Source organism: Amycolatopsis sp. NPDC114503 (genome assembly GCF_055633655.1).
The window spans coordinates 623,172-644,468 of record NZ_JBVKDT010000005.1; the positions used below are offsets into that span (position 1 = coordinate 623,172).

Annotated in this window: 29 protein-coding genes and 1 tRNA gene; 23 read left to right on the forward strand and 7 right to left on the reverse strand. The window is 67.2% G+C overall.

Annotation, left to right across the window (positions count from 1 at the left end):
• Nucleotides 1–184 precede the first annotated feature (184 nt).
• Both ACZ7OI_RS24635 and ACZ7OI_RS24640 read left to right on the forward strand, forming a co-directional pair.
• Nucleotides 185–703 carry an FxsA family protein gene (locus tag ACZ7OI_RS24635; RefSeq protein WP_470266517.1) on the forward strand — a complete coding sequence of 173 codons (519 nt, stop codon included), beginning with the start codon at nt 185–187 and terminating at the stop codon, nt 701–703.
• Between the two features lie 38 nt (nt 704–741).
• Nucleotides 742–1,164 carry a hypothetical protein gene (locus ACZ7OI_RS24640; RefSeq protein ID WP_470266518.1) on the forward strand — a complete coding sequence of 141 codons (423 nt, stop codon included), beginning with the start codon at nt 742–744 and terminating at the stop codon, nt 1,162–1,164.
• Between the two features lie 462 nt (nt 1,165–1,626).
• On the opposite strand, the gene ACZ7OI_RS24645 is transcribed toward ACZ7OI_RS24640, so the two are convergent.
• Nucleotides 1,627–2,505: a glycosyltransferase gene (locus tag ACZ7OI_RS24645; RefSeq protein WP_470266519.1), complete on the reverse strand. Its 879-nt coding sequence runs from the start codon at nt 2,503–2,505 to the stop codon at nt 1,627–1,629.
• Complete coding sequence (locus tag ACZ7OI_RS24650; RefSeq protein ID WP_470266520.1) at nt 2,502–3,368, reverse strand: GntR family transcriptional regulator; 867 nt, start codon at nt 3,366–3,368, stop codon at nt 2,502–2,504. The genes ACZ7OI_RS24645 and ACZ7OI_RS24650 overlap by 4 nt, the downstream gene beginning before the upstream one ends.
• Nucleotides 3,369–3,490: 122 nt before the next feature.
• On the opposite strand from ACZ7OI_RS24650, the gene ACZ7OI_RS24655 reads away from it, so the two are divergent.
• From ACZ7OI_RS24655 to ACZ7OI_RS24735, 17 genes are all read left to right on the forward strand, one after another.
• Complete coding sequence (locus tag ACZ7OI_RS24655) at nt 3,491–3,874, forward strand: hypothetical protein (protein ID WP_470266521.1); 384 nt, start codon at nt 3,491–3,493, stop codon at nt 3,872–3,874.
• A gap of 342 nt (nt 3,875–4,216) precedes the next feature.
• Nucleotides 4,217–4,387: a hypothetical protein gene (locus ACZ7OI_RS24660; RefSeq protein ID WP_470266522.1), complete on the forward strand. Its 171-nt coding sequence runs from the start codon at nt 4,217–4,219 to the stop codon at nt 4,385–4,387.
• Nucleotides 4,388–4,622: 235 nt separating this feature from the next.
• Nucleotides 4,623–4,787 (forward strand): hypothetical protein, encoded by a 165-nt coding sequence (locus ACZ7OI_RS24665; protein ID WP_470266523.1) that lies wholly within the window; start codon nt 4,623–4,625, stop codon nt 4,785–4,787.
• Between the two features lies 1 nt (nt 4,788).
• Entirely contained in the window at nt 4,789–4,956 is a 168-nt protein-coding gene (locus ACZ7OI_RS24670; RefSeq protein WP_470266524.1) for a hypothetical protein, read from the forward strand.
• Nucleotides 4,957–4,961: 5 nt separating this feature from the next.
• Nucleotides 4,962–5,135: a hypothetical protein gene (locus ACZ7OI_RS24675; RefSeq protein ID WP_470266525.1), complete on the forward strand. Its 174-nt coding sequence runs from the start codon at nt 4,962–4,964 to the stop codon at nt 5,133–5,135.
• A gap of 1 nt (nt 5,136) precedes the next feature.
• Nucleotides 5,137–5,400 (forward strand): hypothetical protein, encoded by a 264-nt coding sequence (locus ACZ7OI_RS24680; RefSeq protein WP_470266526.1) that lies wholly within the window; start codon nt 5,137–5,139, stop codon nt 5,398–5,400.
• A gap of 3 nt (nt 5,401–5,403) precedes the next feature.
• On the forward strand, nt 5,404–5,586 hold the full coding sequence (locus tag ACZ7OI_RS24685) for a hypothetical protein (RefSeq protein ID WP_470266527.1): 183 nt from the start codon (nt 5,404–5,406) through the stop codon (nt 5,584–5,586).
• A gap of 98 nt (nt 5,587–5,684) precedes the next feature.
• Nucleotides 5,685–7,058: an FtsK/SpoIIIE domain-containing protein gene (locus tag ACZ7OI_RS24690; RefSeq protein WP_470266528.1), complete on the forward strand. Its 1,374-nt coding sequence runs from the start codon at nt 5,685–5,687 to the stop codon at nt 7,056–7,058.
• Complete coding sequence (locus ACZ7OI_RS24695) at nt 7,055–7,276, forward strand: hypothetical protein (RefSeq protein WP_470266529.1); 222 nt, start codon at nt 7,055–7,057, stop codon at nt 7,274–7,276. The genes ACZ7OI_RS24690 and ACZ7OI_RS24695 overlap by 4 nt, the downstream gene beginning before the upstream one ends.
• A 17-nt stretch (nt 7,277–7,293) precedes the next feature.
• The gene (locus ACZ7OI_RS24700) at nt 7,294–7,671 is read left to right on the forward strand and encodes a hypothetical protein (RefSeq protein ID WP_470266530.1); all 378 of its coding nucleotides are present in this window, start codon (nt 7,294–7,296) and stop codon (nt 7,669–7,671) included.
• Between the two features lie 4 nt (nt 7,672–7,675).
• Nucleotides 7,676–7,897: a hypothetical protein gene (locus ACZ7OI_RS24705; protein ID WP_470266531.1), complete on the forward strand. Its 222-nt coding sequence runs from the start codon at nt 7,676–7,678 to the stop codon at nt 7,895–7,897.
• Nucleotides 7,894–8,316 (forward strand): hypothetical protein, encoded by a 423-nt coding sequence (locus ACZ7OI_RS24710; protein WP_470266532.1) that lies wholly within the window; start codon nt 7,894–7,896, stop codon nt 8,314–8,316. Before ACZ7OI_RS24705 ends, ACZ7OI_RS24710 begins: the two co-directional genes overlap by 4 nt.
• Nucleotides 8,317–8,320: 4 nt before the next feature.
• Nucleotides 8,321–8,548 carry a hypothetical protein gene (locus tag ACZ7OI_RS24715; protein ID WP_470266533.1) on the forward strand — a complete coding sequence of 76 codons (228 nt, stop codon included), beginning with the start codon at nt 8,321–8,323 and terminating at the stop codon, nt 8,546–8,548.
• A gap of 14 nt (nt 8,549–8,562) precedes the next feature.
• Nucleotides 8,563–9,279: a DUF2637 domain-containing protein gene (locus tag ACZ7OI_RS24720; RefSeq protein ID WP_470266534.1), complete on the forward strand. Its 717-nt coding sequence runs from the start codon at nt 8,563–8,565 to the stop codon at nt 9,277–9,279.
• A gap of 93 nt (nt 9,280–9,372) precedes the next feature.
• Entirely contained in the window at nt 9,373–10,743 is a 1,371-nt protein-coding gene (locus ACZ7OI_RS24725; RefSeq protein ID WP_470266535.1) for a replication initiator, read from the forward strand.
• Nucleotides 10,715–10,891: a helix-turn-helix transcriptional regulator gene (locus tag ACZ7OI_RS24730; protein ID WP_470266536.1), complete on the forward strand. Its 177-nt coding sequence runs from the start codon at nt 10,715–10,717 to the stop codon at nt 10,889–10,891. Before ACZ7OI_RS24725 ends, ACZ7OI_RS24730 begins: the two co-directional genes overlap by 29 nt.
• Nucleotides 10,891–12,120 carry a site-specific integrase gene (locus ACZ7OI_RS24735; RefSeq protein WP_470266537.1) on the forward strand — a complete coding sequence of 410 codons (1,230 nt, stop codon included), beginning with the start codon at nt 10,891–10,893 and terminating at the stop codon, nt 12,118–12,120. Before ACZ7OI_RS24730 ends, ACZ7OI_RS24735 begins: the two co-directional genes overlap by 1 nt.
• Before the next feature lie 13 nt (nt 12,121–12,133).
• Here the strand turns inward: ACZ7OI_RS24735 and ACZ7OI_RS24740 are convergent.
• The 3 genes from ACZ7OI_RS24740 to ACZ7OI_RS24750 all read right to left on the reverse strand — a co-directional run bounded on the left by ACZ7OI_RS24740 (nt 12,134) and on the right by ACZ7OI_RS24750 (nt 14,399).
• Nucleotides 12,134–12,207 (reverse strand) — tRNA-Leu (locus tag ACZ7OI_RS24740).
• Nucleotides 12,208–12,302: 95 nt separating this feature from the next.
• On the reverse strand, nt 12,303–13,631 hold the full coding sequence (locus ACZ7OI_RS24745) for an NAD(P)/FAD-dependent oxidoreductase (RefSeq protein ID WP_043836597.1): 1,329 nt from the start codon (nt 13,629–13,631) through the stop codon (nt 12,303–12,305).
• 84 nt (nt 13,632–13,715) lie between these two features.
• Nucleotides 13,716–14,399 (reverse strand): uracil-DNA glycosylase, encoded by a 684-nt coding sequence (locus ACZ7OI_RS24750; RefSeq protein WP_470266538.1) that lies wholly within the window; start codon nt 14,397–14,399, stop codon nt 13,716–13,718.
• Between the two features lie 53 nt (nt 14,400–14,452).
• Between ACZ7OI_RS24750 and ACZ7OI_RS24755 the strand changes: the two genes are divergently transcribed.
• Nucleotides 14,453–15,943, forward strand: a complete 1,491-nt coding sequence (locus tag ACZ7OI_RS24755; protein WP_470266539.1) for a S10 family peptidase — start codon at nt 14,453–14,455, stop codon at nt 15,941–15,943.
• A 40-nt stretch (nt 15,944–15,983) separates the two neighbouring features.
• On the opposite strand, the gene ACZ7OI_RS24760 is transcribed toward ACZ7OI_RS24755, so the two are convergent.
• Nucleotides 15,984–16,586 carry a response regulator transcription factor gene (locus ACZ7OI_RS24760; RefSeq protein WP_470266540.1) on the reverse strand — a complete coding sequence of 201 codons (603 nt, stop codon included), beginning with the start codon at nt 16,584–16,586 and terminating at the stop codon, nt 15,984–15,986.
• On the reverse strand, nt 16,583–17,719 hold the full coding sequence (locus tag ACZ7OI_RS24765; RefSeq protein WP_470266541.1) for a sensor histidine kinase: 1,137 nt from the start codon (nt 17,717–17,719) through the stop codon (nt 16,583–16,585). The genes ACZ7OI_RS24760 and ACZ7OI_RS24765 overlap by 4 nt, the downstream gene beginning before the upstream one ends.
• A gap of 136 nt (nt 17,720–17,855) precedes the next feature.
• Between ACZ7OI_RS24765 and ACZ7OI_RS24770 the strand changes: the two genes are divergently transcribed.
• The 3 genes from ACZ7OI_RS24770 (at nt 17,856) to ACZ7OI_RS24780 (ending at nt 21,177) form a co-directional block, all read left to right on the forward strand.
• On the forward strand, nt 17,856–18,740 hold the full coding sequence (locus ACZ7OI_RS24770) for an ABC transporter ATP-binding protein (protein ID WP_470266542.1): 885 nt from the start codon (nt 17,856–17,858) through the stop codon (nt 18,738–18,740).
• 22 nt (nt 18,741–18,762) lie between these two features.
• On the forward strand, nt 18,763–19,482 hold the full coding sequence (locus tag ACZ7OI_RS24775) for an ABC transporter permease (protein ID WP_470266543.1): 720 nt from the start codon (nt 18,763–18,765) through the stop codon (nt 19,480–19,482).
• 174 nt (nt 19,483–19,656) lie between these two features.
• A complete protein-coding gene (locus tag ACZ7OI_RS24780; RefSeq protein WP_470266544.1) occupies nt 19,657–21,177 on the forward strand; it encodes an alpha/beta hydrolase in 1,521 nt (506 codons plus the stop codon).
• Nucleotides 21,178–21,297: the final 120 nt, after the last annotated feature.

A 21,297-nucleotide genomic window follows, 5' to 3' on the forward strand; every position in this document is an offset into this window, starting at 1 on the left:
GTCATCGTTGGTTGATGGCGACTGACCTTGGCCGGTGCGGTGTTGGATGAATGTTGCATGCTCGGACAGGCTAGACAGAACCCGATGTTCTGTTACCTACCGGCCGCCACAGCCAGCAGTGCGCAAACTGCCGCCACTGCGAGTCCCGCGCAAGACCGCCTGCGAGTCATGAGAAGATGGCCGAGTGTCTGACGGGAGCGTGGATGCGACGAGTTGGCGGCGCAAGTTCGCCGCTTTCATACTGGTTGCTGCAATCGTAATCTGCGCGGTTCTTCTGATATTTGTTAGCCTGAGCAAGTTCTGGACCGTCGTACTGCAGGTTATTTCAGCTGTTTCCGGGGCGGCGTTGGGCAGTGTTTTATCTCTGGATTCCTCGCGAATGACAGTCAAGAACCAGGCGCGACCCTCGATCCGTCGGATATTTGATCAGATATCCAGGCTTCAACTCTTGGTGGTTCGCGTCGAGGATTACAATGACCGACTGCGTAGCGCCAATGAAAACGGCAAGAAGGTTGATGCAATTCGAGTCACGGAGTGGCTTGAGTCGGTCTCGCTAAGCCTTCGAGGGGAAATTGAGTCAACTGCGACAGCCGCGGACGATTGGGGCGACTTGGCTCGCGATGTCTACGCTTCCGAGCTCAAGCGCTACCGGTCTCGTAGTTCGCGGATGCCGAACGCATCGGATGACAGGGAGCAGGACTAGTGGTTGCTGAGGCTGAGATCTCAGGCAAGGTCGCGAAGGTGACGAGCGACCGCGAGCTTGTCATCAACAGGGGGGCTGAGCACGGCGTGGAGCCGGGCATGGTCTTCCGGGTAAAGGGCAGCCCTACGGAGGTTCTCGACCCGGATACAGGTGAAAATATTGGATCTGTCAGCAGGGTAAAGGTTTTCGTAAAGGTATTTTCGGTCGACGAAAAAATCGCGATAGCACGAACTTTTCGATCGCGACGAATAAATGTTGGCGGCAAGTTCGAAGGCGTGACCCCATTGTCGGGCATGTTCCAGCCGCCAAAATGGGAGACAAAATACGAAACTCTTCGTCGAGATCCTTCTGCTGGCTCGGAGATATCCGAGAAGGATAGCATTGTTTCAGTCGGAGATGTGGTGGAATTGGCCAGCGAAGATGACGACTTCGATGCTGAAGACTCCACGATTTGGCGCTAGTTTCTTTTGCGTGTTACGGGTCGTTGGCCCCCAACAAGTGGGTGGCCTCTCCGCCATCTCGTCGACCTGGCGCAGCCCGATCACGTCGGGTCAAGGGGGCACCTTCCCGCGGTCCGCAGCATGCCGGCCGAACTGCCCCCTTGACGCGGCGTGATAGCCCTCGGGGAGGTCGGCGGGATGGCGGCAGGTCACTCACGGACGCAACGTGCGCGCGGTCCCGGCCATCTCGGAGACCTGCCCGTCCGGCGAGGACACTTCTTTTCTTCTTGGACGCGGCCCCAGGTGCAGCCGCCGGGCCGGGTGCGTGGGTGCCGGAGGCGGGCCCCGCGTGCCCGGCCCGATAGCGGCGCGGCCCCGCAGGGGCCGCCTTGAACAAGAAAAGAAACTCTGAACACAACGGCCACGCCAGGACTGCGAGGGGCAGAGGGTCGGGGATGAGGCGGCTGGTACGCCACGCGCGGACTAACTGCGGAAGTCGCGGAGCACTCGTCGCTGAAGTTCGCGCTGGGCAGTCTCAAATAGGTTGCGTTCGTAACCCATGGGGTCCGGGTGGGCCTCGTCGTAGTTGCTGATGATGGCGTTCATGTGCTCGAACCAGGACTCCAGATCCGGGCTCGCTGCGGCGGAGATTCGGCCGCGGCTGACCGCGTGGTCGACGAGGAGACGAAAGTCCTGCTGCAGGAGTTCGGGCTTAGGCCGGATCGGATTGAACCAGTCGTCGGTCAGGACGGGTCGCAGCTGAGTGGCGTGCTGATTCCAGTAGAGCGTGATGGCAAGGTCCGAGGTAAACCCAGACGGGAGAGTGTCCGGCCAAAGGTCCCGGCGCGCCGCGCGTTGACCCGACCACGGAGTGGAGCCAACCTTTGGCAGGATCTCGGGTAGCAGCAGTCCTGCCAGCGGGGCAAAGAACCCGTTAAGCCACTGGTCGGGGTACATGGGGCGCCAGTAAAGGTTTGAGATCGTCGCGTCCGCAATGCCTCGAACCAAGGGCTCGACAAGCAGCGCGACAAGTGGAGTGTCGCCGTAATACTCAAGGTCGGCATCCATCAGGCAGACAACGTCGCCTCGCGCGGACTTCACGCCCGTGAGGATCGCCTCGCCCTTCCCTTCAGGGGCGATGACGACCTTTGCGCCTGTTTCCTCTGCAAGCTCGGCAGTCTTGTCGGTGCACCCACTGGCACTGACAACTACTTCGCCGTCAACCGAGAGTTCCGCAAGGCCTGCCGTCGCAGCGGCAACTGCGGCCTTGATCGTCGACTCTTCATTGTGCGCAGGCAAAACGACGGAGACAAAGGCAACATCAGTGCTCAGTGTGCGAGTGCGAGGTTTGTTCAGCGTCACTTGCGGTGCTCCTGTTCGCGGTCGTACTTCGGGTAGTCGGCGGGCCACGGCGCTAGCTGCTCACTGACCTCGATCTTGGTGCGATCAGCGGGGTAGATGGCGTCCGAAAGCTCAACGACGCGATCCCGAACGTCGATGGAGCGCGAACGAACCTGCAGCAAGGGCGTTCCGACGTCCATGCCCCACCTTTCTCGTTCAATGGAGCTGGGCGCTGAGGCGGTGACGGTTCGTTCGATCCGTCCCAGCTCGATCCCGACGGTGTAAAGCTGGTGCTGGTGCCCGCCCGGCCAGGGCTCGTTCCCGTCGTCGCGCAATTCGGGGTTGCCGACGATGAGATCCAGCGGAATGTAGGACACGCTGAACGCAATCCGGTGTCCCGACTTCGGGTCGTTCATCTCGTAGGTCCGCCGCTGGACTACGTCCGCGTCTTGGATGTCGAACTCGGCGGCGAGATTACGTCCCGCAGGGATCTCCTCGTACACGTGGGTAGAGGCGACGTCTTCGATGGGGATACCGGCGATCATCTCGATAGCCCCCCGCTTGGCTCGTTCCTCACGCGGGCGCAGAACTAGCGCCTTCTGCTCGTTGGTCCAGCGCGCGGACAGGTGGATGGGGTGCCTCTGAACCTGCGCGCGGACCACGGGCGGCTTCCCCCGGCCGCTTGCCGTGATCAGACCTTCCTGGCGGAGTTCGGTGAGGGCGGAGCGGACGGTGATGCTCGCGCAGTTCCACCGGTCCTGAAGCTCGCGGACCGGGGGGAGCGATTCTCCGGCCTTCAGTGCCCCAGAGGTGATGCGTTCGCGAAGGTCGTCGGCGATCCGAAGGTGCATCGGGACGACGCCGCTGGTGCGTTCTGCCTGCATATCGGCATCTTCTCACACCGCCAAAAAGTTAGCTAGCGAACCCCTTGTGCCTCGGTCGACGCTGGTGATAGCCTGGTGTCAGTTCGCTAGCGAACTAGCGATTAAAGTTTTAGGAGGCAGGCATGCAGGACATCCCGTTCTACAGCGGCGGTTACAAGTTCATGGTCACCGAAGCGCCCGTGATGAAGATGCGGGAGGTCAAGGGCGAGATGGTCCCTGCGGTGGACAAGCAGAGCGGTGAGGCGTCGTTTGTGGTGATGCTGTTCGCGAAGCCGCGGCAGGCTGGCCGCAACGGCCGGATCGGGAAGGGCGAGGAGATCAAGGTGACGCTGGCGACGGACCCGGGCGAGGGGTTCGACGAGGGCGCCTATGTGGAACTGGTGGACCCGGTGCTGAACACGTGGCAGACGACGAACGACGAGGGGCGGATCACGGGGTCGGGCCTGTGGTTCAAGGCTGAGGGGTTGAAGCCTGCCGGTGCTGGCGCGGTCCGCGACGCTGCCTAGCCCGGTTTCCTGACCGGCGGGTGCCCGGTCTCGCGGCGGCTTCCTCCCCGGCCGTGCGCGGAAATCACCACCCTGGAGCCCTTCCCAAGTCGGTTGGCTGCCCGTTTTCGAGTCGGGCGAGGGCGCTTTCCGTTGATTGACAAATACAGAGTGGGCCGATCCATGCCTGAAAACGCGCCTGTTTGTGGTGGCGCGCCTCGGTTCCCGGGTGTTTTCCGTCCGGGGGTCCTGGGGTTTCACCACGGATTCGTATATGGGAAGGGAGAACGGCATGAACACGGTTTTCGCGGCTCGGGGCGGGCTGTCGACGTTCGACCCCTACGGCCCGAAGCGGGGCACGCGGTGAACGACCTGGTGGCGCATCTGGAGGACAAGAGCGCCTGGTCGCCCGGTTTGCTGGTCACGTTGTGCGGGCTGACGGCCGAGCGTTCCGGGTGTTCGTCGGTGTGGTTTCCCGGCTGGGGAACGCCGAAGTGCGAGGAATGCGTGCGGATCAGCGACCGGGGCCACTGATGGCCGGTCATGCGTGTTCCGCGAATTTTTGGCTGTCCGCCACGGGAATTGCCACGTGCACCGTGTGCGGGCGGCAGTGGAATTACTTCGACTAGGGAGGTTTCGAGATGGTGGCGAACTTGAGTCCGTTTTTGTTCTGGCTGGTGCTGACCGGCTGCCTGGCGATCGCCTCGCCGATCCTGGCGGGCGTGACGGTCGTGGCGGCGATCGCGGTGCTGGTGAAGGCGGGCAAGCGATGAGCCGCCCGGTGCGCGTCGGGGTGGTGATCCGGATGCTGGCGGCCCGGCTGGAAGCGCAGCGGGCGCTGGCGCTGGCCGAACCGGCGGATGACCTGGCGTGGCAGGCCGGGTACTGCGAGGGCCTCAAGGAGGCGCAGCACGTGATCCGGAAGGACTCCTGAGATGCCGGAGATCGTCGCCATCATCGAGGCCGCGCACGACGCTTACCGGCGGTTCGTCGCGGCGGAGCCGGACCGGGACATCCGGGTCGCGGTCGGCAACGCGGTCGGGTTCTTGACTGCGGATCTCACCACGGCGGCCGAACTGACCGCCGCAACACGGGAAGGGTAAGCGGTATGGAGGAGATCGCGGCAATCATCGACGCCGTCGACCTGGCTTATCAGGGTCTTCGGAACAGCCATGCGTCGGCGCTCGTCAAGAACTCGGCAGATCGGGCGGTCCGGGCGCTGGTGGGCGACCTGGCAGCGCTGGACTGGTCTGTGCAGAACAACCCGGAGAGGTGGGTCTGACATGCAGGTGGGTTACCTGAATCGCCGGGCGCAGGAACGCTACGGCACGTTCACCGCGGCGCTGGACCTCGTGGCGGAGGTGCTGGCGGAGGTGGACAAGCTGATCGAGGGCTACGACGAGGTGGGGATGTCGGAGTCGTGGACGATCGCGACGCGGGACGAGCTGAAAGCGTTCCGCACGAAGGCGTTCGACGAGCTGGACCGGTTGCGGACGCTGGGCAAGAAGCACGAAGCCGAACTCGTCTCGCGGAACTGGAGGCTCTGAGCCATGTCTCATCAGGTTGACCGGGTCGTGGACGACCTGGACTCGGCGCTGCGCACGCTCAAGGACGCGATGCGCGGTATGCCGGTGCACCAGCACGGTTTCAAGGCCGCGCACGACAAGGCGGCCCGCGCGATGGGCACGCTGTCCACGGAACTGCTGGACGCACGCCCCGCGCTGACGCACTAGACCGAACACGCATTTTCGCACGAGACCGGCCCCGCCCTCCGTCCTGCCCGGACGAGGTGAGCGGGGCCGTTTTCGTGCTGCAGGAAGGGAGTACCGCGATGAAGAACCGCATTCCGAAGTCGGACCGCCGGGCGGGGTTCGAGTTCCGGGGCCTCAAGTGGACCGCCCGGCACCCCGGTTCGGTGCTCATGCCGGCCGGATTGACCGCCTCGGGGCTGGAGCTGGGCTGGACCGCGACCGGCGGGGTGGTCGGCGGGGCCGCGCTGGGGCTGTGCACCTGGTACCGGGCGCATCCGGACACGTTCGACCACTACGCCGCGCCGCGGATGCGGGCCTGGCGTCGCCGCTGGTCGAAGTACTGCGGGCCGAAGCTGAACAAGGCGCTGCAGGCGTGCGACCTGTACGTCACCAACCGCCGCACCGCCAAGGCCGACTTCCCCCGGGTCGTGCGGGTGCAGTCGTTCTCGCCGTCGGTGGACACGGTGACGCTGCTGCTGCCGCCGGGCATGGGACGGCGTGCGTTCAACGACAAGCTCGAAGACCTCGCGGACACGCTGCGGGTGGAGCGGATCGCGCTGGAGCGGGTCAAGCCCGGCCAGGTGTCGCTGATCATCGAACGCCGCGAGCCGTTCGCCGAGACCATCCCGGCCCCGGACATGCCCGAGGAATCCGGCGCGGTCGACCCGGGCGACATCTACGTCGGCGACACCGAGTACGGGACGGACTGGCGGCTGTCGGTTCTGGGCAAGCACACGTTCGTCGCGGGGGCGACCGGGGCGGGCAAGAACTCGATCCCGCTGTCGCTGCTGCGCGGGCTGGCCCCGCTGATCCGGGACGGGCTGGTCCGGCTGTGGATCTGCGACCCGAAACAGATGGAGTTCCGCAAGCTCGAAGGGGTCGCGCACCGCTACGAGCACGACGAGGCCGCCTGCGCGGACCTGGTGCGGGAGTTCATCGAGGACCTGCGCCGGGTGCAACGCGACTTCGCCGCGACCGGCAAACGCAAGATCACGATGTCGCCCGAGACGCCGCTGAACCTGCTGATCGTCGACGAGATCGGCGCGCTGCTGGCCTACGGCGACGGCACGATCGCCCGCACGCTGCGCAAGGACCTCGCGATCGCGGTGTCCCAGGGCCGGGCGACCGGGCATTCCACGATGGCGCTGGTGCAGGAGCCGACCAAGGACACGGTGCCGGTGCGGGACCTGTTCCCGGTCCGGGTCTGCCTGCGGGTGACGTCGCAGTCGCATGTGGACATGGTCCTCGGGGACGGTGCCCGGCTACGCGGCGCGCTCGCCGACGAGATTCCCGAAAGCGAGGACACCGCCGGGATCGGGTTCGTCATCCGGCCGCGTTCGCGGGTGCCCCAACGGGTTCGCGCCGCGTACGTGTCCGACCGGGAGCTGGACGAGCTGGTCGCGTTCATCCAGCGCGGCTACCACGCCGGTCCGGCCCTGTCGGTGGTCGCATGAGCTACCGCGAAGACCGGCATCAGGACCTCCTGGCCTGCCTGTCAGGCGCCTCGAACCGCGCCACGGACTGGTGCGACGCCGTTCGCCAGGAACGGGAACGCCACCTCGGGGCCGTCGACACCGACACCCTGATCGAGGACGCGGAGTACTCCGCCGCGCTGGACGTCTACAGCGCGGTTTCAGACTCGCTGGACCTTGCCCGCCGGGTCGGCGCATGACTGCCCAAGGAGAAGCGATGCAGCAGCTCGTCTATTTCCCGTGCCTGGTGCACGAAACGTACTGGCAGGTCACCTACCAGCGTTTCGGAGGCTCCGGCCCCCGGCGGCAGAGCTTCACGCAGATCGCCGTGTGCACGACGGACGAACGCGAGTCGTGGGAGAAGTTCCTGGACCTGGAAGCCGCCGGGCTGCATCCGGAGGCCGTCCGCTACGACGGGGCGTATTTCCCGCGCTGCGGGGTGTGCGGGGAGCACGTGCACGCTCCGGTGACCCGCCCGGTGTTCTCGTGGGACCAGGTCGTCGAATTCGTGCGCCTGGCCCCGCCCGGCTGGCTGGCCACGTCCGAACAGCTCGTGTTCTGCCCGTACCACCGACCCGAAAACGCAGAGGAGTAAACCCATGTGGCGCATCGGTTTTTACGTGTGGCGGGCGTGGCTGTGGCTCAAGCTCGGCGCGCCCGCCCTGCTCGTCCTGATCGTCATTTACGCGGCTCAGGGCCCGTCGGCGCTGTTCTGGAGCGCGGTGGCGGTGTTCGGGTGCATCGGGCTGGGCGTCGGGATCGCGGTCGCGGACTTCCGCAACCGGGAGTTCGGGCCGGTCGGCCGGGAGCGTGTCCGGTGACCCGCCGCGACCCGGCGCAACTCGGGCTCTTCGGCACGGTCGACGCGGCCCCGGCTCCGCAGTCCGGCCGCCAGTGCCCGCCCGCGCGGGTCTCCCGCCGCTCGAACGCGGGAGAGGGCGCGAACCCGTCGGTGGCCAGGGACGTTCTGGCCGAGGTCCGGGACGGCCGGTTCGCGCTGCTGGACGACACGGACCGGGTGCTGGTGTTCGAGGACACCGACCGCGTCCGGACCGCCCTGGACGAGGACGTCGTGCACCACCTGATCTCCGTCGGCTACGTCATCCGCGGCGGCTCGCGGGAAACGGTGTCGGCGATGCACGGCGCGATCCGGCGGCCGGTCACGCCGCTCAAGCTCACCGCGCGCGGCCGCACGATGCTGCAGCGCTGGTCCAACCTCGCCTCGATGGAAGGGAACTGAACCGATGGAACACATCTTCGGCGAGAACATCGCCGACGCGTTCCGCCAGATACAGCCGGTCGTGGACGAGTACTGCGAGCTGTACGCGCTCGAACGCGGCATGCACGACGGCGAACCGTGGTTCGTCCATCCCCGCCTTGCCGAGATGTCCGACGGCCTGGCCCGGTGGCTGGACACCTACGCCGGAGTGTTCCACCGCTCCGCGGAACGCTTCCGCACCGGCCAAGAATAAAAGGAGGAAACCCGATGTCCACTGCGGACAGTGCGAACGCGACTCGTCGGCTGGTGGACGCGATCCGCCTCCTGGTCGCCGCGACCCTCGGCCTGATCGGCGCGGCGGCCGGGTTCACCCACACCCACGACTGGGCCGTCCACCACGGCCAGACCGGCTGGATCGCCTGGGCCGACGCGGTCGTGATCGAAGGCATCGTGATCGTGGCCGGGTTCGAGGTCCAGCGCGACCACCGCAGCAGGCATCCCCGCCGGTTCAGCTTCCCGCTCGGGGTCCTGGTGGCCGGGTTCGGCGTGCAGATGACCGCACAGGTCGCGCTCGCCGAACCCACCCCCGCCGGATGGCTCGTCGCCGCCATGCCCGCCCTCGGATTCCTCGTGGTCGTCAAGCTCCTCATGCGCCGCGCCCCGGCCGAACCCGCCCCGGCGGCAACGCCGATCCCGGCACCGGCCGAACCCGCCGCCGCGCCTGCCCCGGCGGCAACGCCGGACAAACCGGAAACCGCACCCGCGCCACAGGCCCCGCCCGAACCCGCCGCGCGCCCGGCTGCCCGGCTGAAACTCCCGCCGGAGATCGCCAGCCGCGTCCACGCTGCCGCCGACGCCGCTCGCACCGAAGGCCGCGACCTCACCGCCGACGACATCCGCCGCGCCGCCCGCGTCCCCGACGCCATGGCCGCCCGCATCGTCGCCGACCTGACCGGCCGCAACGGACACCCCGTCACCGCCTGAACCGCCCCGCACCGACCGACGGCGCGGGAGCTGGCCTCCACCGGCTGGTTCCCGCGCCGTTTTCCATGCCCGCCCACGGAAAGGGCCACCGACATGCACACGCTGGACGAGCGCATCGCCTACCGGGTCCGGATGCGCGACTACGACGAATGGCGCGCCAAAGTGCACGCCGTCAACGGCTGCGCCCGCCCGATCCGCCTCGGCGGCGCGCACCAGCTCCAGGACGCGGCCAGCGGGCAGGTGCTGCACCACCACGGCGGCGACATCTTCGTCCCGTGCGGCAACCGCCGCGAATCGGTCTGCCCGTCCTGCTCCGACCGCTACGCCGCCGACGCGTTCCACCTCGTCCGCGCCGGACTCGTCGGCGGCCACAAAGGCGTTCCCGAGCACGTCACCGACCGGCCACGCGCGTTCGTCACCCTCACCGCGCCCTCGTTCGGGCCGGTGCACCACGCCCGCACCAGCGCGCGCGGCAAGCGCATCCCGTGCGGCTGCGGGGAATACCACCTCGACGCCGACCCGCGCGTCGGCACCCCGCTCGACCCGGACACCTACGACTACACCGGATCGGTGCTCTGGCAGGCACATGCCGGGGTGCTGTGGCAGCGGTTCGTGACCCGGCTGCGCCGCGAGATCGCCAAACGCGCCGGGCTCAAAGCCCGCGAGTTCGCCGAACAAGCCCGCCTGTCCTACGGGAAAGTCGCGGAATACCAGCGGCGCGGGCTCGTGCACTTCCACGCCGTGGTCCGCCTCGACGGCCCCGACGGCGCGGCCGACCCCGCCCCGGCCTGGGCACACCCGGACCTCCTCGAAGACGCCGTCTACGCCGCCGCCGGAGCCGCCTACGCCACCACCCACCTCCCCGACGGCACGCCGCTCGTGCTGACCTGGGGCGACCAGGTCGACGTCCGCCGCATCGAACCCATGAACTCCGCAGAGCTGGAGGACAACGCCGGCCGAATCAGCGAAGCCCGCCTCGCCGCCTACATCGCCAAGTACGCGACCAAGGGCACCGGCAAAAGCGAAGCCGCGGACCGGCCGATCCGTTCCGAACGCGACATCGCGCACCTGCGGGTCTCCGACCACCACCGCCGCATCATCCAGGCCGCCTGGGACCTCGGAGCGCTCGAACCCTACGCAGACCTGAACCTGCGCCGTTGGGCGCACATGCTCGCCTTCCGCGGCCACTTCCTCACCAAATCCCGCGCCTACTCCACCACGTTCAAGGACATCCGCGGCGACCGCCGCCGCTTCCGCCTCGAGGAAACCCTCGAACGCCTCGGCCTGGACGACCGCGCCGACACGATCGCCGTGGTCAACAACTGGACCTTCGACGGCGCGGGCTACAGCGACGACGCAGAACGCGAACTCGCGGCCGCCATCGCCTGCCGCATCCGAGACGACCGCAAACACAAATACAGCAAGGAAAACGACCATGGACAGCAAACTCCTGACCGTCACTGACCTCGCCGACTACCTCAGCGTCCCCGTCAACACCGTCTACCAGTGGCGCAAGACCGGCAAAGGCCCCAACGGCTACCGCATCGGCAAATACGTCCGCTTCCGCGCGGACGAGGTCGACGCCTGGATCGCAGAACAGGCCACCGCCTGATGGCCCGGCCGCCCCTGGAGATCGGAACCCACGGCAAGATCCGCTACGAAAACACCGCCAACGGTGTGCGGGCACGCACCAGCTACCGCGGCTACGACGGGAAAGTGCGCGACATCGAGCGCAGCGGAGCGTCGAAGGCCAAGGCCGAGCGGGAACTGAAAAAAGCGATCAAGACCGCGCTGAACGCGCCTGGCGGTGGCGACATCGACCACACCAGCAAGTTCTCCGTCGTGGCGTCGAAGTGGTTCGCTCGCCAGGAGGAACGCGCCAAAGCCGGTGAGCGGGCACCCGGGACGATCGACAACTACCGGAGCATGCTCAAGAACCATGTACTTCCGGCGCTCGGGGAACTGCGGCTCTACGAGGTGACGGTGCCTCGGCTGAGTGTGTTTCTGCCTGCAGTCCAAGCGAAAAGCAGCGCTGCGCACGCTCGAACTGCTCGCGCGGTTGTCGGCGGAGTCCTGGCATACGCGGTCCAACACGGCGCTCTCGGTTCCAATCCGATCCGCGATGCTGACCGGATTGAGGGCGGCAAACGGAAGAAGCCTCGGGCGCTCACCGCTGCCGAGCGGAAGGCGCTGCTGGAGAAGATGGAGGGCGACAAGCAAGCGGCCGCAAAGGACTTGCCCGACCTGATGCGGTTCATGCTGGCCACCGGTGTGCGGATCGGCGAAGCCCTCGCGGTCTTCTGGGAGGACGTCGACCTGAACCAGGGCACTGTCGTTGTCGACTGGAAGGTGGTCCGGATTCGAGGTGTGGGCTTGCGGCGCGTGAATCAGCTCAAGACGGACAACGGGGACCGCACGTTGCCGCTGCCTTCCTGGGCGGTCTCGATGCTGCGCGAACGTCTCCGGATCGCCCGGGAGGATGGACGCGGTCCCGCCAGCCCGGTCTTCCCGGACACGCTGGGCGGGCTGCGCGACCCCTCGAACACCCGGCGGGACCTCCGCAACGCCCGGGGCGTGGACGAGTTCGCGTGGGTCAAGTCGCACGTGTTCCGCAAGACCGCTGCTACGGTGCTGGACGACGCCTCGGCCAGTGCCCGGCAGATCGCGGACCAACTGGGCCACAGCAAGCCGTCGATGACGCAGGACGTCTACATGGGCCGTACGACGGTCTCGCGGGACAACGCGGTCGCGTTGGAAACCATGTGGCTCGACCCTGAATCCGGCAATTCCGGGGATAAACCGGGGATTGATCTTGAACCGGACTCGGAAGAACCGTCCTGACCAGGGAAAACGGTGCCCCCGACGGGTCTCGAACCCGCACTGGGTCGATTTTAAGTCGACTGCCTCTGCCAATTGGGCTACGGGGGCACACCCACCCTAGCGAACCCGCCCCCGCACACGACAAAGCCGGGCCGCCCCAAGACGACCCGGCTTCATCGAGACGAAATCAAGACGAAGAGCACTCAGCCCTTGCTGGCCCGGTTGAACTCTTCCTTCGGGTTGTTGATCTGCCCCAGCGAGATGACCTCACGCCGGAACAGCCCGCCCAGCATCCAGTCGAACAGGATGCGGATCTTGCGGTTCCACGTCGGCATCGCCTTGAGGTGGTACGCGCGGTGGAACAGCCACGCCGGGAAGCCCTTGATCTTCAGGTTCAGCGCGTCCGCGACACCCTTGTGCAGGCCGAGGCTCGCGACCGCGCCCAGGTTCTTGTGGAAGTAGTCCTTCGGCTGTCCGCCGCGGATCACCTTGATGATGTTCTTCGCCAGCAGGCGGGCCTGGCGGACCGCGTGCTGGGCGTTCGGCGGGCAGGTCGCCGTCGGGTCCTGCTCGGTGCGCGACAGGTCCGGGATGGCCGCGTTGTCGCCCGCGGTCCAGACGTCCGGGTGGCCGACTACCTGCATCGCGGCGGTGGCCTCGACGCGGCCGCGCTTGTCGAGCGGCAGGTCCGAGCCGGCGAGGACCGGGTTGGCCTTCACGCCCGCGGTCCAGATGATCGTGTCGGTGTCGAACTCGGTGCCGTCCGAGAGCACGACGTGGCCGTTTTCGAACGACTTCGCCGCGGTCGACAGGTAGACCTCGATGCCGCGCTTCTCCAGCTGCTGCACCGTGTACACACCCAGCGTCTCGCGCACCTCGGGCAGGATCCGCCCGGCCGCCTCGACCATCACCCAGCGGATGTCCGCCGGCTTGATGTTCGGGTAGTAGTTCTCGACCGCGAAGCGGGTCATGTCCTCGAGCTCGGCCAGCGCCTCGATGCCCGCGAACCCGCCGCCGACCACGGTGAACGTGAGCAGGCGCTTGCGCAGCTCGGGGTCGAGCGTGCTGGCGGCCTCGTCCAGCTTGGTCATGATGTGGTTGCGCAGGTAGATCGCCTCGCCGATGGTCTTGAAGGCGATGCCCTCCTCGGCGAGGCCGGGGATCGGCAGGATCCGCGCGACGGCGCCGAGCGCGACCACGAGCACGTCGTAGTTCAGCGTCTCGATGTGGCCGTCGGCCGCTTCGACCGTGACGGCCTTGCGCTCGTTCTCGATCTTCGTGACCCGCGCGGTCAGCACGTGGCAGCGCTTCAGCACGCGGCGCAGCGGCACGACCACGTGCCGCGGCTCGATCGCGCCGGCCGCCGCCTCGGGCAGGAACGGGGCATAAGTCATGTGCGGCTGCGGGTCAACGACGGTCACGGAGGCCTCGTTGGCGCGCAGCATCTTCTGAAGCCCGTACGCGGTGTACAGGCCGACGTATCCACCACCGAGGACGAGGATCCGAGTCGGTTCCGACTTCGCAGCAGCCATGTACCTATAGTCGCACTTCCGAAGCGGCTCCGCTCGGGTACCCCACCCCGCTGTGACCAGCATCGCCACGCTGGTTGTCACGATTCAGATGAGCCCGGCCGCCGAGGCCGCGGCGGTGAACGCGGTCACCACCATGGGCTGTGTCACACGACCGGTCTGGACATTGCGCGGTGACACGTGGTAGCAGCCGAACACCGCTAGGTCGCCGAGCTGCATCCGGGCGCCGTGCGCGAAGGCCGGACGCGGTTTCGGCACCGGCCAGCCCGCGGCGGACAGCACGGGCAGCAATGCCTGCCAGCCGAACGCTCCGAGCACGACGATCGCGCGCAGGGTCGGCCGCAGGAGGTCCAGTTCGTCGGCCAGCCAGTGCCGGCAGGTGTCCCGCTCACCGGGCGTCGGCCGGTTCTCCGGCGGCGCGCAGCGGACCGGCGAGACGAGCCGGGTGCCGCGCAGCGTGAGGCCGTCGCCGATGGCCGTCGACACCGGCTGCGACGCGAGACCGACCTCGTACAGCACGCGGAAGAGAAAATCGCCCGACGGATCGCCGGTGAACATCCGGCCGGTGCGGTTGGCCCCGTGCGCGGACGGCGCGAGCCCGACCACCGCCAGCGCGGCGTCTTCCGCGCCAAAGCCGGGAACTGGACGCGCCCAGTAGCGCTCGCCCGCGAAGGCGGCCTTCGTACCGGCCACGCCTTCGCGCCATTCGACCAGCCGCGGGCACGCGCGGCATTGCACCAGCTGCGCGTCGAGGTCGGCGAACGTGCGCATCGATCTCCTCCGCGTTGGTGTGCTGCCACGGTAACGCGGGATAGGTTGGGGCCATGGCCGACACCACCGCGGACGAGACCGCCGAGAAGACCAAGGACGAGGAGACGAAGGCGGCCGAGCCCGTCGACGACCTCGTCACGACGCAGCACACCCTCACCGTCAAGCGGCGCAAGCTCGCCTACACCGCCCAGGCCGGCCGGATCGTGCTCCGCCAAGAGGTCAAAAAGGACGGCAAGTCCGAGGGCCACCAACCCAAGGCCGAGGTCTTCCTCACCGCCTACACCTTGGACGACGCGGATCCCGGCTCGCGGCCGGTCACCTTCGCCTTCAACGGCGGCCCCGGTTCCTCCAGCATCTGGCTGCACATGGGATTGCTCGGACCGCGCCGGGTGCTGTCCGGCGACGTCGACGACCCGGTGCCGCCGCCGTACGGGCTCGAGGACAACCCGGAAAGCCTGCTCGCGCACAGCGACCTGGTGTTCATCGACCCGGTCCAGACCGGCTACTCGCGGGTGACCGAGGGCGGCGAATCGCAGCCGTACACCGGATTCCAGGGCGACGTCGAATCGATCGCGGAGATCATCCGGCTGTGGGTTTCGCGCAACGAGCGCTGGCTGTCGCCGAAGTTCCTCGCCGGCGAGTCGTACGGCACGCTGCGCGCCGCGGCGCTGGCCGGGCACCTGCAGGACCGCTACGGCCTGTACCTCAACGGCTTGATGCTCATCTCGTCCGTTTTGGACCTCGGCACGCTGCGTTTCGACGAGGGCAACGACCTGCCGTACTCGCTGTACCTGCCCACGTACGCGGCGATCGCGCACTACCACGGTCACCACGGCGAACGTCCGCTCGACGACGTGCTCGCCGACGCCGAGGACTTCGCCTCGAAGGAGCTGCCGTGGGCGCTTTCCCGCGGCGCGCGGCTGTCCACTCAGGACCGTACCGAGGCGGTGCAGACGCTGGCGTCGCTCACCGGGCTCAGTGAGTCCTATGTGGACCGGGTGAACCTGCGGATCGAACACGTCCGGTTCTTCACCGAACTGCTGCGCGACCAGGGCAAGACCGTCGGCCGGATGGACGGACGGTTCACCACGTGGGAGCCGGACGGCGGCGTCGAGCACATGAGCGACGACCCGTCGGTCTCGCGGATCATCGGCGCCTACTCGGCCGGGTTCAACCACTACGTGCGCGCCGAACTGGGCTACAAGAACGACCTGCCGTACGAGATCCTGTCCACTGACGTGTTCAAGGCCTGGTCCTACAAGGAGTTCGAGGGCCGTTCAGTGTCCGTTGTGGACACCTTGAGCGGGGCGATGCGGTCGAATCCGCACCTGCAGGTCCACGTCGCCTTCGGGCATTACGACGGCGCGACGGCGTACTACGCGTCCGAGTATGTGCTCTCGCAGTTGAAGATTCCTGAGGAACTGCGGGAGAACATCGACACGGCTTACTACCCGGCCGGGCACATGATGTACGTGCACGAACCGTCGCGGGTGCAGCAGTCGAAGGACCTGGGCAAGTTCGTGAAGAAGGCGTCCAACCGCTGACCTTGTGAGTGCCTATGCCGGTTAGAACCGGCATAGGCACTCACAACCAGTCGTGCTCTCGGGCGTACCGCGCCGCCTCGTGCCGCGTCCGCGTCTGTGTCTTCTGCATCGCGTTCGACAGATAGTTCCGCACGGTCCCCTCCGCCAGATGCAGCTGCGCCGCGATGTCCGCGACCGAATACCCCTCCCGTGTCGCCCGCAGCACGTCGATTTCCCGCACCGTCAACGGACAGTCGTCCACCACCGCGAGCGCCGAGACGTCAGGGTCGATCCAGCGTTTGCCCTCGTCCAGCGTCCGGATCACCGAGGCGATGTGCGCCGGTTCCGCGGATTTGCTGACAAACCCCTGCACGCCGAGTTTCAACGCCTTGCGCAGCACACCCGGCCGTGCGTGCCTGGTCAGCATCAGGATCACCTGCTCCGGCCGTTCCCGCCGGATCCGCGCGACCGCGCCCAGTCCGTCCACATTGGGCATTTCCAGGTCGATCACCAGCACGTCCGGCTGATGCTCCACAGTGGCCCGCACCGCCGCCTCGCCGTCTTCCGCCTCGGCGAGCACAGTGATCTCGCCTTCCATCGGCAGCAGCGCGGCCATCGCTTTACGGAGCAGCGCTTCGTCGTCGGCAAGCACCACCGTCGTCATCGCGCCGCCTTCTCCGGGAAGGCCGCTGCCGTCACGAATCGGCCGTCCTTCTGCTCCACTGTCAATTCTCCGCCCTGATCCGCCAGCCGGTCCGCCAATGTGGACAGTCCACTTAGCTCCGGAGCGCCATCCGCGGCACCGTCGTTGACGATGCTGATCCCGGTTTCGTTCAGCGTGATCCGCACCTGCCGGGCTTGCGCGTGCCGGAGGATGTTCGTGGTCGTCTCACGCAGCACCTGCCCGAGCAACTCGTCCACGCCCGAATTGACCTCCGCGTGCCGATCGATCCGCACATGGATCCCCGCCGCCTCGAAGAGGTTCTTCGCGTTCTCCAGTTCGGCCGACAGATTGAGCCGACGCTGCGCGTAGGCGAGTTCCTTGGTCTGCACGATGGTGTCGCCGACCAGGGTGTGCACCTCGCGCAGTTCTTCCTGCGCCCGTTCGAGATCCCGGTGCAGCAGCTTCTCCGCGAGCGCGACCTTCAGCTTCACCACGTGCAGCGTGTGGCCCTGGATGTCGTGCAGTTCGCTGGCGAACCGGACGCGTTCCCGGACCACCGCCAGCTCCGCCTCTTTCTCCCGCGATTCTTCCAGCTCCGCCACGAGGTCGTAGAGCCGCTGGCTGGCGAACATCAACAAGGTCGACAGCGCCGAGCCGATCGCGGGGGTCACCACATAGACCACGACGCGAGCGCCGAGATGGTCGTGGTGCAGCAGCATATTGGCCGCGCCGATCACGCCGGTCAGCACGGCGAAGCCGACCAGCGCGGCGAACCGGTGCCGCGGCAGCGGCGGGATGAGGAACGACCCGACCATGCTCAGCCCGTAGAACGCCATGGTGATGTCGCTGAGCGCACCGGCGAACCAGACGAGCGCGGTAAGCACCAGGCAGGGGCGCGCGACCCGGACGAAATCGCCCGCGGTCCAGCGTTCGGCGGTGGCGGTCGCGGCCAGCAGCCCGATCACCTGGACGACGACGTGCCACCAGGTCCGGCTGCTGAGGACGATCAGCACAACGCCGACCACCAGCAGCGGCGGCATCACCGTGACGAGGTTGAGCCGTCGGAGCCGGTCCTGGACCGCGTCGCTGGTCCAAGCCGCGCGACGAGTCCACAGGGGACGGATCTCGGTCATGGTGCTCCAGCTTCGGCCACGGATTGCGCCCCCAGCATGCCGCAGCCGCCGGAGGCCCACCAGTGACGCAGTGTCATGTCTTCGGCTGACACGGCCGCACTACTCCAGACCAGCGAGAACCGGCTGGAATCGGAGCATGTCCACGACCCCAGTCATCGAAGTCGACCACCTGAACCTCACCTACGGCGATTTCCAGGCCGTGCGCGACCTGTCGTTCCAGGTCGGCCGCGGCGAACTGTACGCGCTGCTCGGCACGAACGGCGCGGGGAAAACCTCGACCCTGGAGACCGTCGAGGGACACCGGCCGCCCAGCTCAGGCACCGTGCGGGTGTTCGGGAAGGACCCGCGCGACCGCGCCGCCGTGCGTCCGAGGATGGGGATCATGCTGCAGGAAAGCGGCTTCTCCCCGGACCTGACCGTGCGCGAATCGATCCGGCTGATCGGCAGCCTGACCCAGCGCGGCGACAACGTCGAACGGCTGCTCGGCGTCACCGGCCTCACCCGCAAAGCCACGACGAGGGTGTCGCAGCTCTCCGGCGGCGAAAAGCGCCGGCTGGACTTCGCGACCGCCGTGTACGGGACGCCGGACCTGGTCTTCCTCGACGAGCCGACCACTGGTCTGGACATCCAGTCGCGTGACGCGCTGTGGAACTCGGTGGACCGGCTCCGCGAGGACGGCACCACCATCGTCCTCACCACGCATTACCTCGAGGAAGCGCAGCAGCGCGCCGACCGCATCGGCCTGATGCACCAGGGCACGCTCAACCGCGAAGGCACCGTCGCCGAACTGACCCGGACGTTGCCCGCGACGATCCGCTTCGGACTCCCGCCGCACGCGCCGATGCCGCCGTTGCAAGCGACCCGCGAGGAAGACGGCCGCTTCCTCATCGAGACCTTCGGCCTGCAGAAAGACCTGCACACCCTGCTCGGCTGGGCCCAGGACTGCGCAGTGGAACTGGCCGAATTGGAGGCTGGCCCGACCCGCCTCGACGACGTCTTCCGTGCCATCGGCAACGCCTGACCCATTCCCGAAAGGCTTTCCCATGTTCTCCATCGCCCGCGGCGAACTGATCCAGCTCTTCCGAAACCGATTAGTGCTGGTCACCTCGTTGATTCTGCCGGTCGCATTCAGCGCCTTCTTCATCTCGCGACATGAAACCTTCGCGCAAATCGGCAGCCTCGGTTATATCGCGGCGCTGACGCTTTCCTTCATCACCGCGATCGGCCTCTACACCACCACCGTGACCACGCTCGCCGCCCGGCGGCAGAACCTCTTCCTCAAGCGATTGCGCTCCACCGCGGCGAGCGACTCCGGCATTCTCGTCGGCCTGCTCCTGCCGATCACGGTGATCACCACGATCCAGGTCGCCGTCATCCTCGCCGTGCTCGCCGCGGTCACCGGCCTGCCGAAGAACCCGCTGCTCCTGGTGGTCGCGGTCGTCGCGACCGTCGCCATGATGCTCGCGCTAGGCCTGGCCACGGCCGGTCTCACGAACTCCCCGGAGCACGCCCAGGTCACCACACTGCCGATCACCCTGGCCGTCCTCGCGGCAGCAAGTTGGATCGGAATCACCGGAACGGAACAGCTTTCCCTCCTGAAACGCCTTCTCCCCGGCGGGGCGGCCACCGAACTCGTGTTGAATTCCTGGAATGGCGGAGCTTCGGCCGCCGACTCACTCGTCCTGCTCGGCCCGATCGCGGCGTGGCTGATTCTCAGCGTCACCCTGGCGACCCGACTATTCCGCTGGGAACCGCGCCGGTGAAACCCCTTCCGGCGCCGAGGGGATCGGAGTAACGTCGGCGATGCTTTCGATCGCCGACGTCTCCGCGACGACGCGGCCGGACGTCGGCCCGACCGGCAGCGAACACACCTTGCTTTCGTGCACTTTCCCGTCAGTTTCCTGAGTTCGATTGATCTCGGCAAAGGATGGAAGACAGTGCGAAAACACGTATTCGCCGTACTGGCGGCAGCCGCGTTGACGGTGACCGCTGTTCCGGCGTACGCGGCTCCCCCGAAGTCCACGGTGAACTGGGGAGCCTGTCCGGCCGATGTCGCCGCGCCGGCGCAAGTGCAGTGCGCGTCGCTCGAGGTGCCGCTGGACTACCGGCAGCCGGACGGCAAGAAGATCAGCATCGAGATCTCGCGGCTGCGGAGCGTCGATCCGGCCGCGCGGCGCGGAGTGCTGCTGTTCAACCCGGGCGGCCCCGGCGATCCCGGCCTGACGTTCCCGCTGGACATCATCCAGGCCGGCCTCCCGACGAGCGTGCTCGCCCAGTACGACCTGATCGGCTTCGACCCCCGCGGAGTCGCCCACAGCAATCCGGTGAACTGCGACCTGACCGCGGACCAGACAGCGATCGCCCCGAAGTACGCGCACAGCGAGGCGGACGTCGTCGAGGCGTCCGCGTTCGCCAAGGGGATCGCGCGGCAGTGCGCGGCCTCGGAATCCGCGTCCGTGCTGCCGTATCTGACGACCGCGAACACCGCGCGGGACATGGACAGGATCCGGGCCGCCCTCGGAGAAGCGAAGATCTCCTACCTCGGCTACTCGTACGGCACCTACCTCGGCGGGGCGTACGCGACGCTGTTCCCGGACCAGACCGACCGAGTGGTGCTCGACAGCGTTCTCGGACCGGGCGGTTACGACATCACCGCGGCACGGCGTTTCGCCGAAGGCATGCAGGACCGCTTCCCGGACTTCGCGAAATGGGCCGCCGTACGCAATTCTTCCTACGGTCTCGGCACCACTCCGGCCGAAGTCACCGCGACCTTTGCGAAGCTCGCGGACAAACTCGACAAGACCCCGGTGTCAGGCATCGACGGCTCGTCCTTCCGACTGGCGACGCATAGCCTGATCTACCAGAACCGGTGGTTCCCGAGGCTGGCGCAGACGTGGCAGGCCCTCCTCGCGAACCAGGTCCCGCCGGGCGCGGTGCCACCCGCTCCGACGCCCGCCGAACAGAGCCAGGTCGGCACGATGATTTCGATTCTGTGCGGGGACAACGCGTGGCCGCGGACGATTTCGACCTACCAACGCAACGTCGCGCACGACCGGGCCGCGTACCCGATGCTCGGCGGCACGACGGCGAACGTCTGGCCGTGCGCGCACTGGCCGAAGCAGCCGATCGAAACGCCAGTGCAGTTCAGCGACCAGGGGCCGTCGAATCTGTTGCTGGTCCAGAACACCCGTGACCCGGCGACCCCGCTGTCCGGCGCGCTGGAAACCCGCGCGCAGTTCGGCGACCGGGCCCGGATGGTCACCGTGGACCAGGGCGGCCACGGTGCGGCGCTCCCGTTCCTGAACAGCTGCGGCTTCAACGCCGCCGCTGATTTCCTGGTGAACGGAACGCGTCCGGACACCGACAAGTTCTGCGGAGCCGAAGCGAGCGCACGAGGGCTCAGCCCTCAGCAACAGCAAGCGGCGGACAAGATTCTCGACCGGATGGCGCGGCACTGAACCGACGATGGGCGGGACGATGATCGGCGGTGGGGCGGGCTTCCCGCCCCACCGTCGTTTGCCCGTTCGGGAATGCCGAACGAGCAGCTTCGTGCCCTCTTCCCTCCGATTTCCTGAGTT

Bases quoted from the DNA above. Each gene is read 5' to 3' on its own strand.
- ACZ7OI_RS24665 (WP_470266523.1), top strand. From the start codon at position 4,623: ATGAGCCGCCCGGTGCGCGTCGGGGTGGTGATCCGGATGCTGGCGGCC.
- ACZ7OI_RS24675 (WP_470266525.1), top strand. From the start codon at position 4,962: ATGGAGGAGATCGCGGCAATCATCGACGCCGTCGACCTGGCTTATCAG.
- ACZ7OI_RS24715 (WP_470266533.1), top strand. From the start codon at position 8,321: ATGGAACACATCTTCGGCGAGAACATCGCCGACGCGTTCCGCCAGATA.
- ACZ7OI_RS24765 (WP_470266541.1), bottom strand. From the start codon at position 17,719: ATGACCGAGATCCGTCCCCTGTGGACTCGTCGCGCGGCTTGGACCAGC.
- ACZ7OI_RS24655 (WP_470266521.1), top strand. From the start codon at position 3,491: ATGCAGGACATCCCGTTCTACAGCGGCGGTTACAAGTTCATGGTCACC.
- ACZ7OI_RS24735 (WP_470266537.1), top strand. From the start codon at position 10,891: ATGGCCCGGCCGCCCCTGGAGATCGGAACCCACGGCAAGATCCGCTAC.
- ACZ7OI_RS24745 (WP_043836597.1), bottom strand. From the start codon at position 13,631: ATGGCTGCTGCGAAGTCGGAACCGACTCGGATCCTCGTCCTCGGTGGT.
- ACZ7OI_RS24690 (WP_470266528.1), top strand. From the start codon at position 5,685: ATGAAGAACCGCATTCCGAAGTCGGACCGCCGGGCGGGGTTCGAGTTC.
- ACZ7OI_RS24685 (WP_470266527.1), top strand. From the start codon at position 5,404: ATGTCTCATCAGGTTGACCGGGTCGTGGACGACCTGGACTCGGCGCTG.
- ACZ7OI_RS24770 (WP_470266542.1), top strand. From the start codon at position 17,856: ATGTCCACGACCCCAGTCATCGAAGTCGACCACCTGAACCTCACCTAC.
- ACZ7OI_RS24670 (WP_470266524.1), top strand. From the start codon at position 4,789: ATGCCGGAGATCGTCGCCATCATCGAGGCCGCGCACGACGCTTACCGG.
- ACZ7OI_RS24755 (WP_470266539.1), top strand. From the start codon at position 14,453: ATGGCCGACACCACCGCGGACGAGACCGCCGAGAAGACCAAGGACGAG.
- ACZ7OI_RS24720 (WP_470266534.1), top strand. From the start codon at position 8,563: ATGTCCACTGCGGACAGTGCGAACGCGACTCGTCGGCTGGTGGACGCG.
- ACZ7OI_RS24730 (WP_470266536.1), top strand. From the start codon at position 10,715: ATGGACAGCAAACTCCTGACCGTCACTGACCTCGCCGACTACCTCAGC.
- ACZ7OI_RS24700 (WP_470266530.1), top strand. From the start codon at position 7,294: ATGCAGCAGCTCGTCTATTTCCCGTGCCTGGTGCACGAAACGTACTGG.
- ACZ7OI_RS24775 (WP_470266543.1), top strand. From the start codon at position 18,763: ATGTTCTCCATCGCCCGCGGCGAACTGATCCAGCTCTTCCGAAACCGA.
- ACZ7OI_RS24750 (WP_470266538.1), bottom strand. From the start codon at position 14,399: ATGCGCACGTTCGCCGACCTCGACGCGCAGCTGGTGCAATGCCGCGCG.
- ACZ7OI_RS24680 (WP_470266526.1), top strand. From the start codon at position 5,137: ATGCAGGTGGGTTACCTGAATCGCCGGGCGCAGGAACGCTACGGCACG.
- ACZ7OI_RS24650 (WP_470266520.1), bottom strand. From the start codon at position 3,368: ATGCAGGCAGAACGCACCAGCGGCGTCGTCCCGATGCACCTTCGGATC.
- ACZ7OI_RS24695 (WP_470266529.1), top strand. From the start codon at position 7,055: ATGAGCTACCGCGAAGACCGGCATCAGGACCTCCTGGCCTGCCTGTCA.
- ACZ7OI_RS24760 (WP_470266540.1), bottom strand. From the start codon at position 16,586: ATGACGACGGTGGTGCTTGCCGACGACGAAGCGCTGCTCCGTAAAGCG.
- ACZ7OI_RS24725 (WP_470266535.1), top strand. From the start codon at position 9,373: ATGCACACGCTGGACGAGCGCATCGCCTACCGGGTCCGGATGCGCGAC.
- ACZ7OI_RS24705 (WP_470266531.1), top strand. From the start codon at position 7,676: ATGTGGCGCATCGGTTTTTACGTGTGGCGGGCGTGGCTGTGGCTCAAG.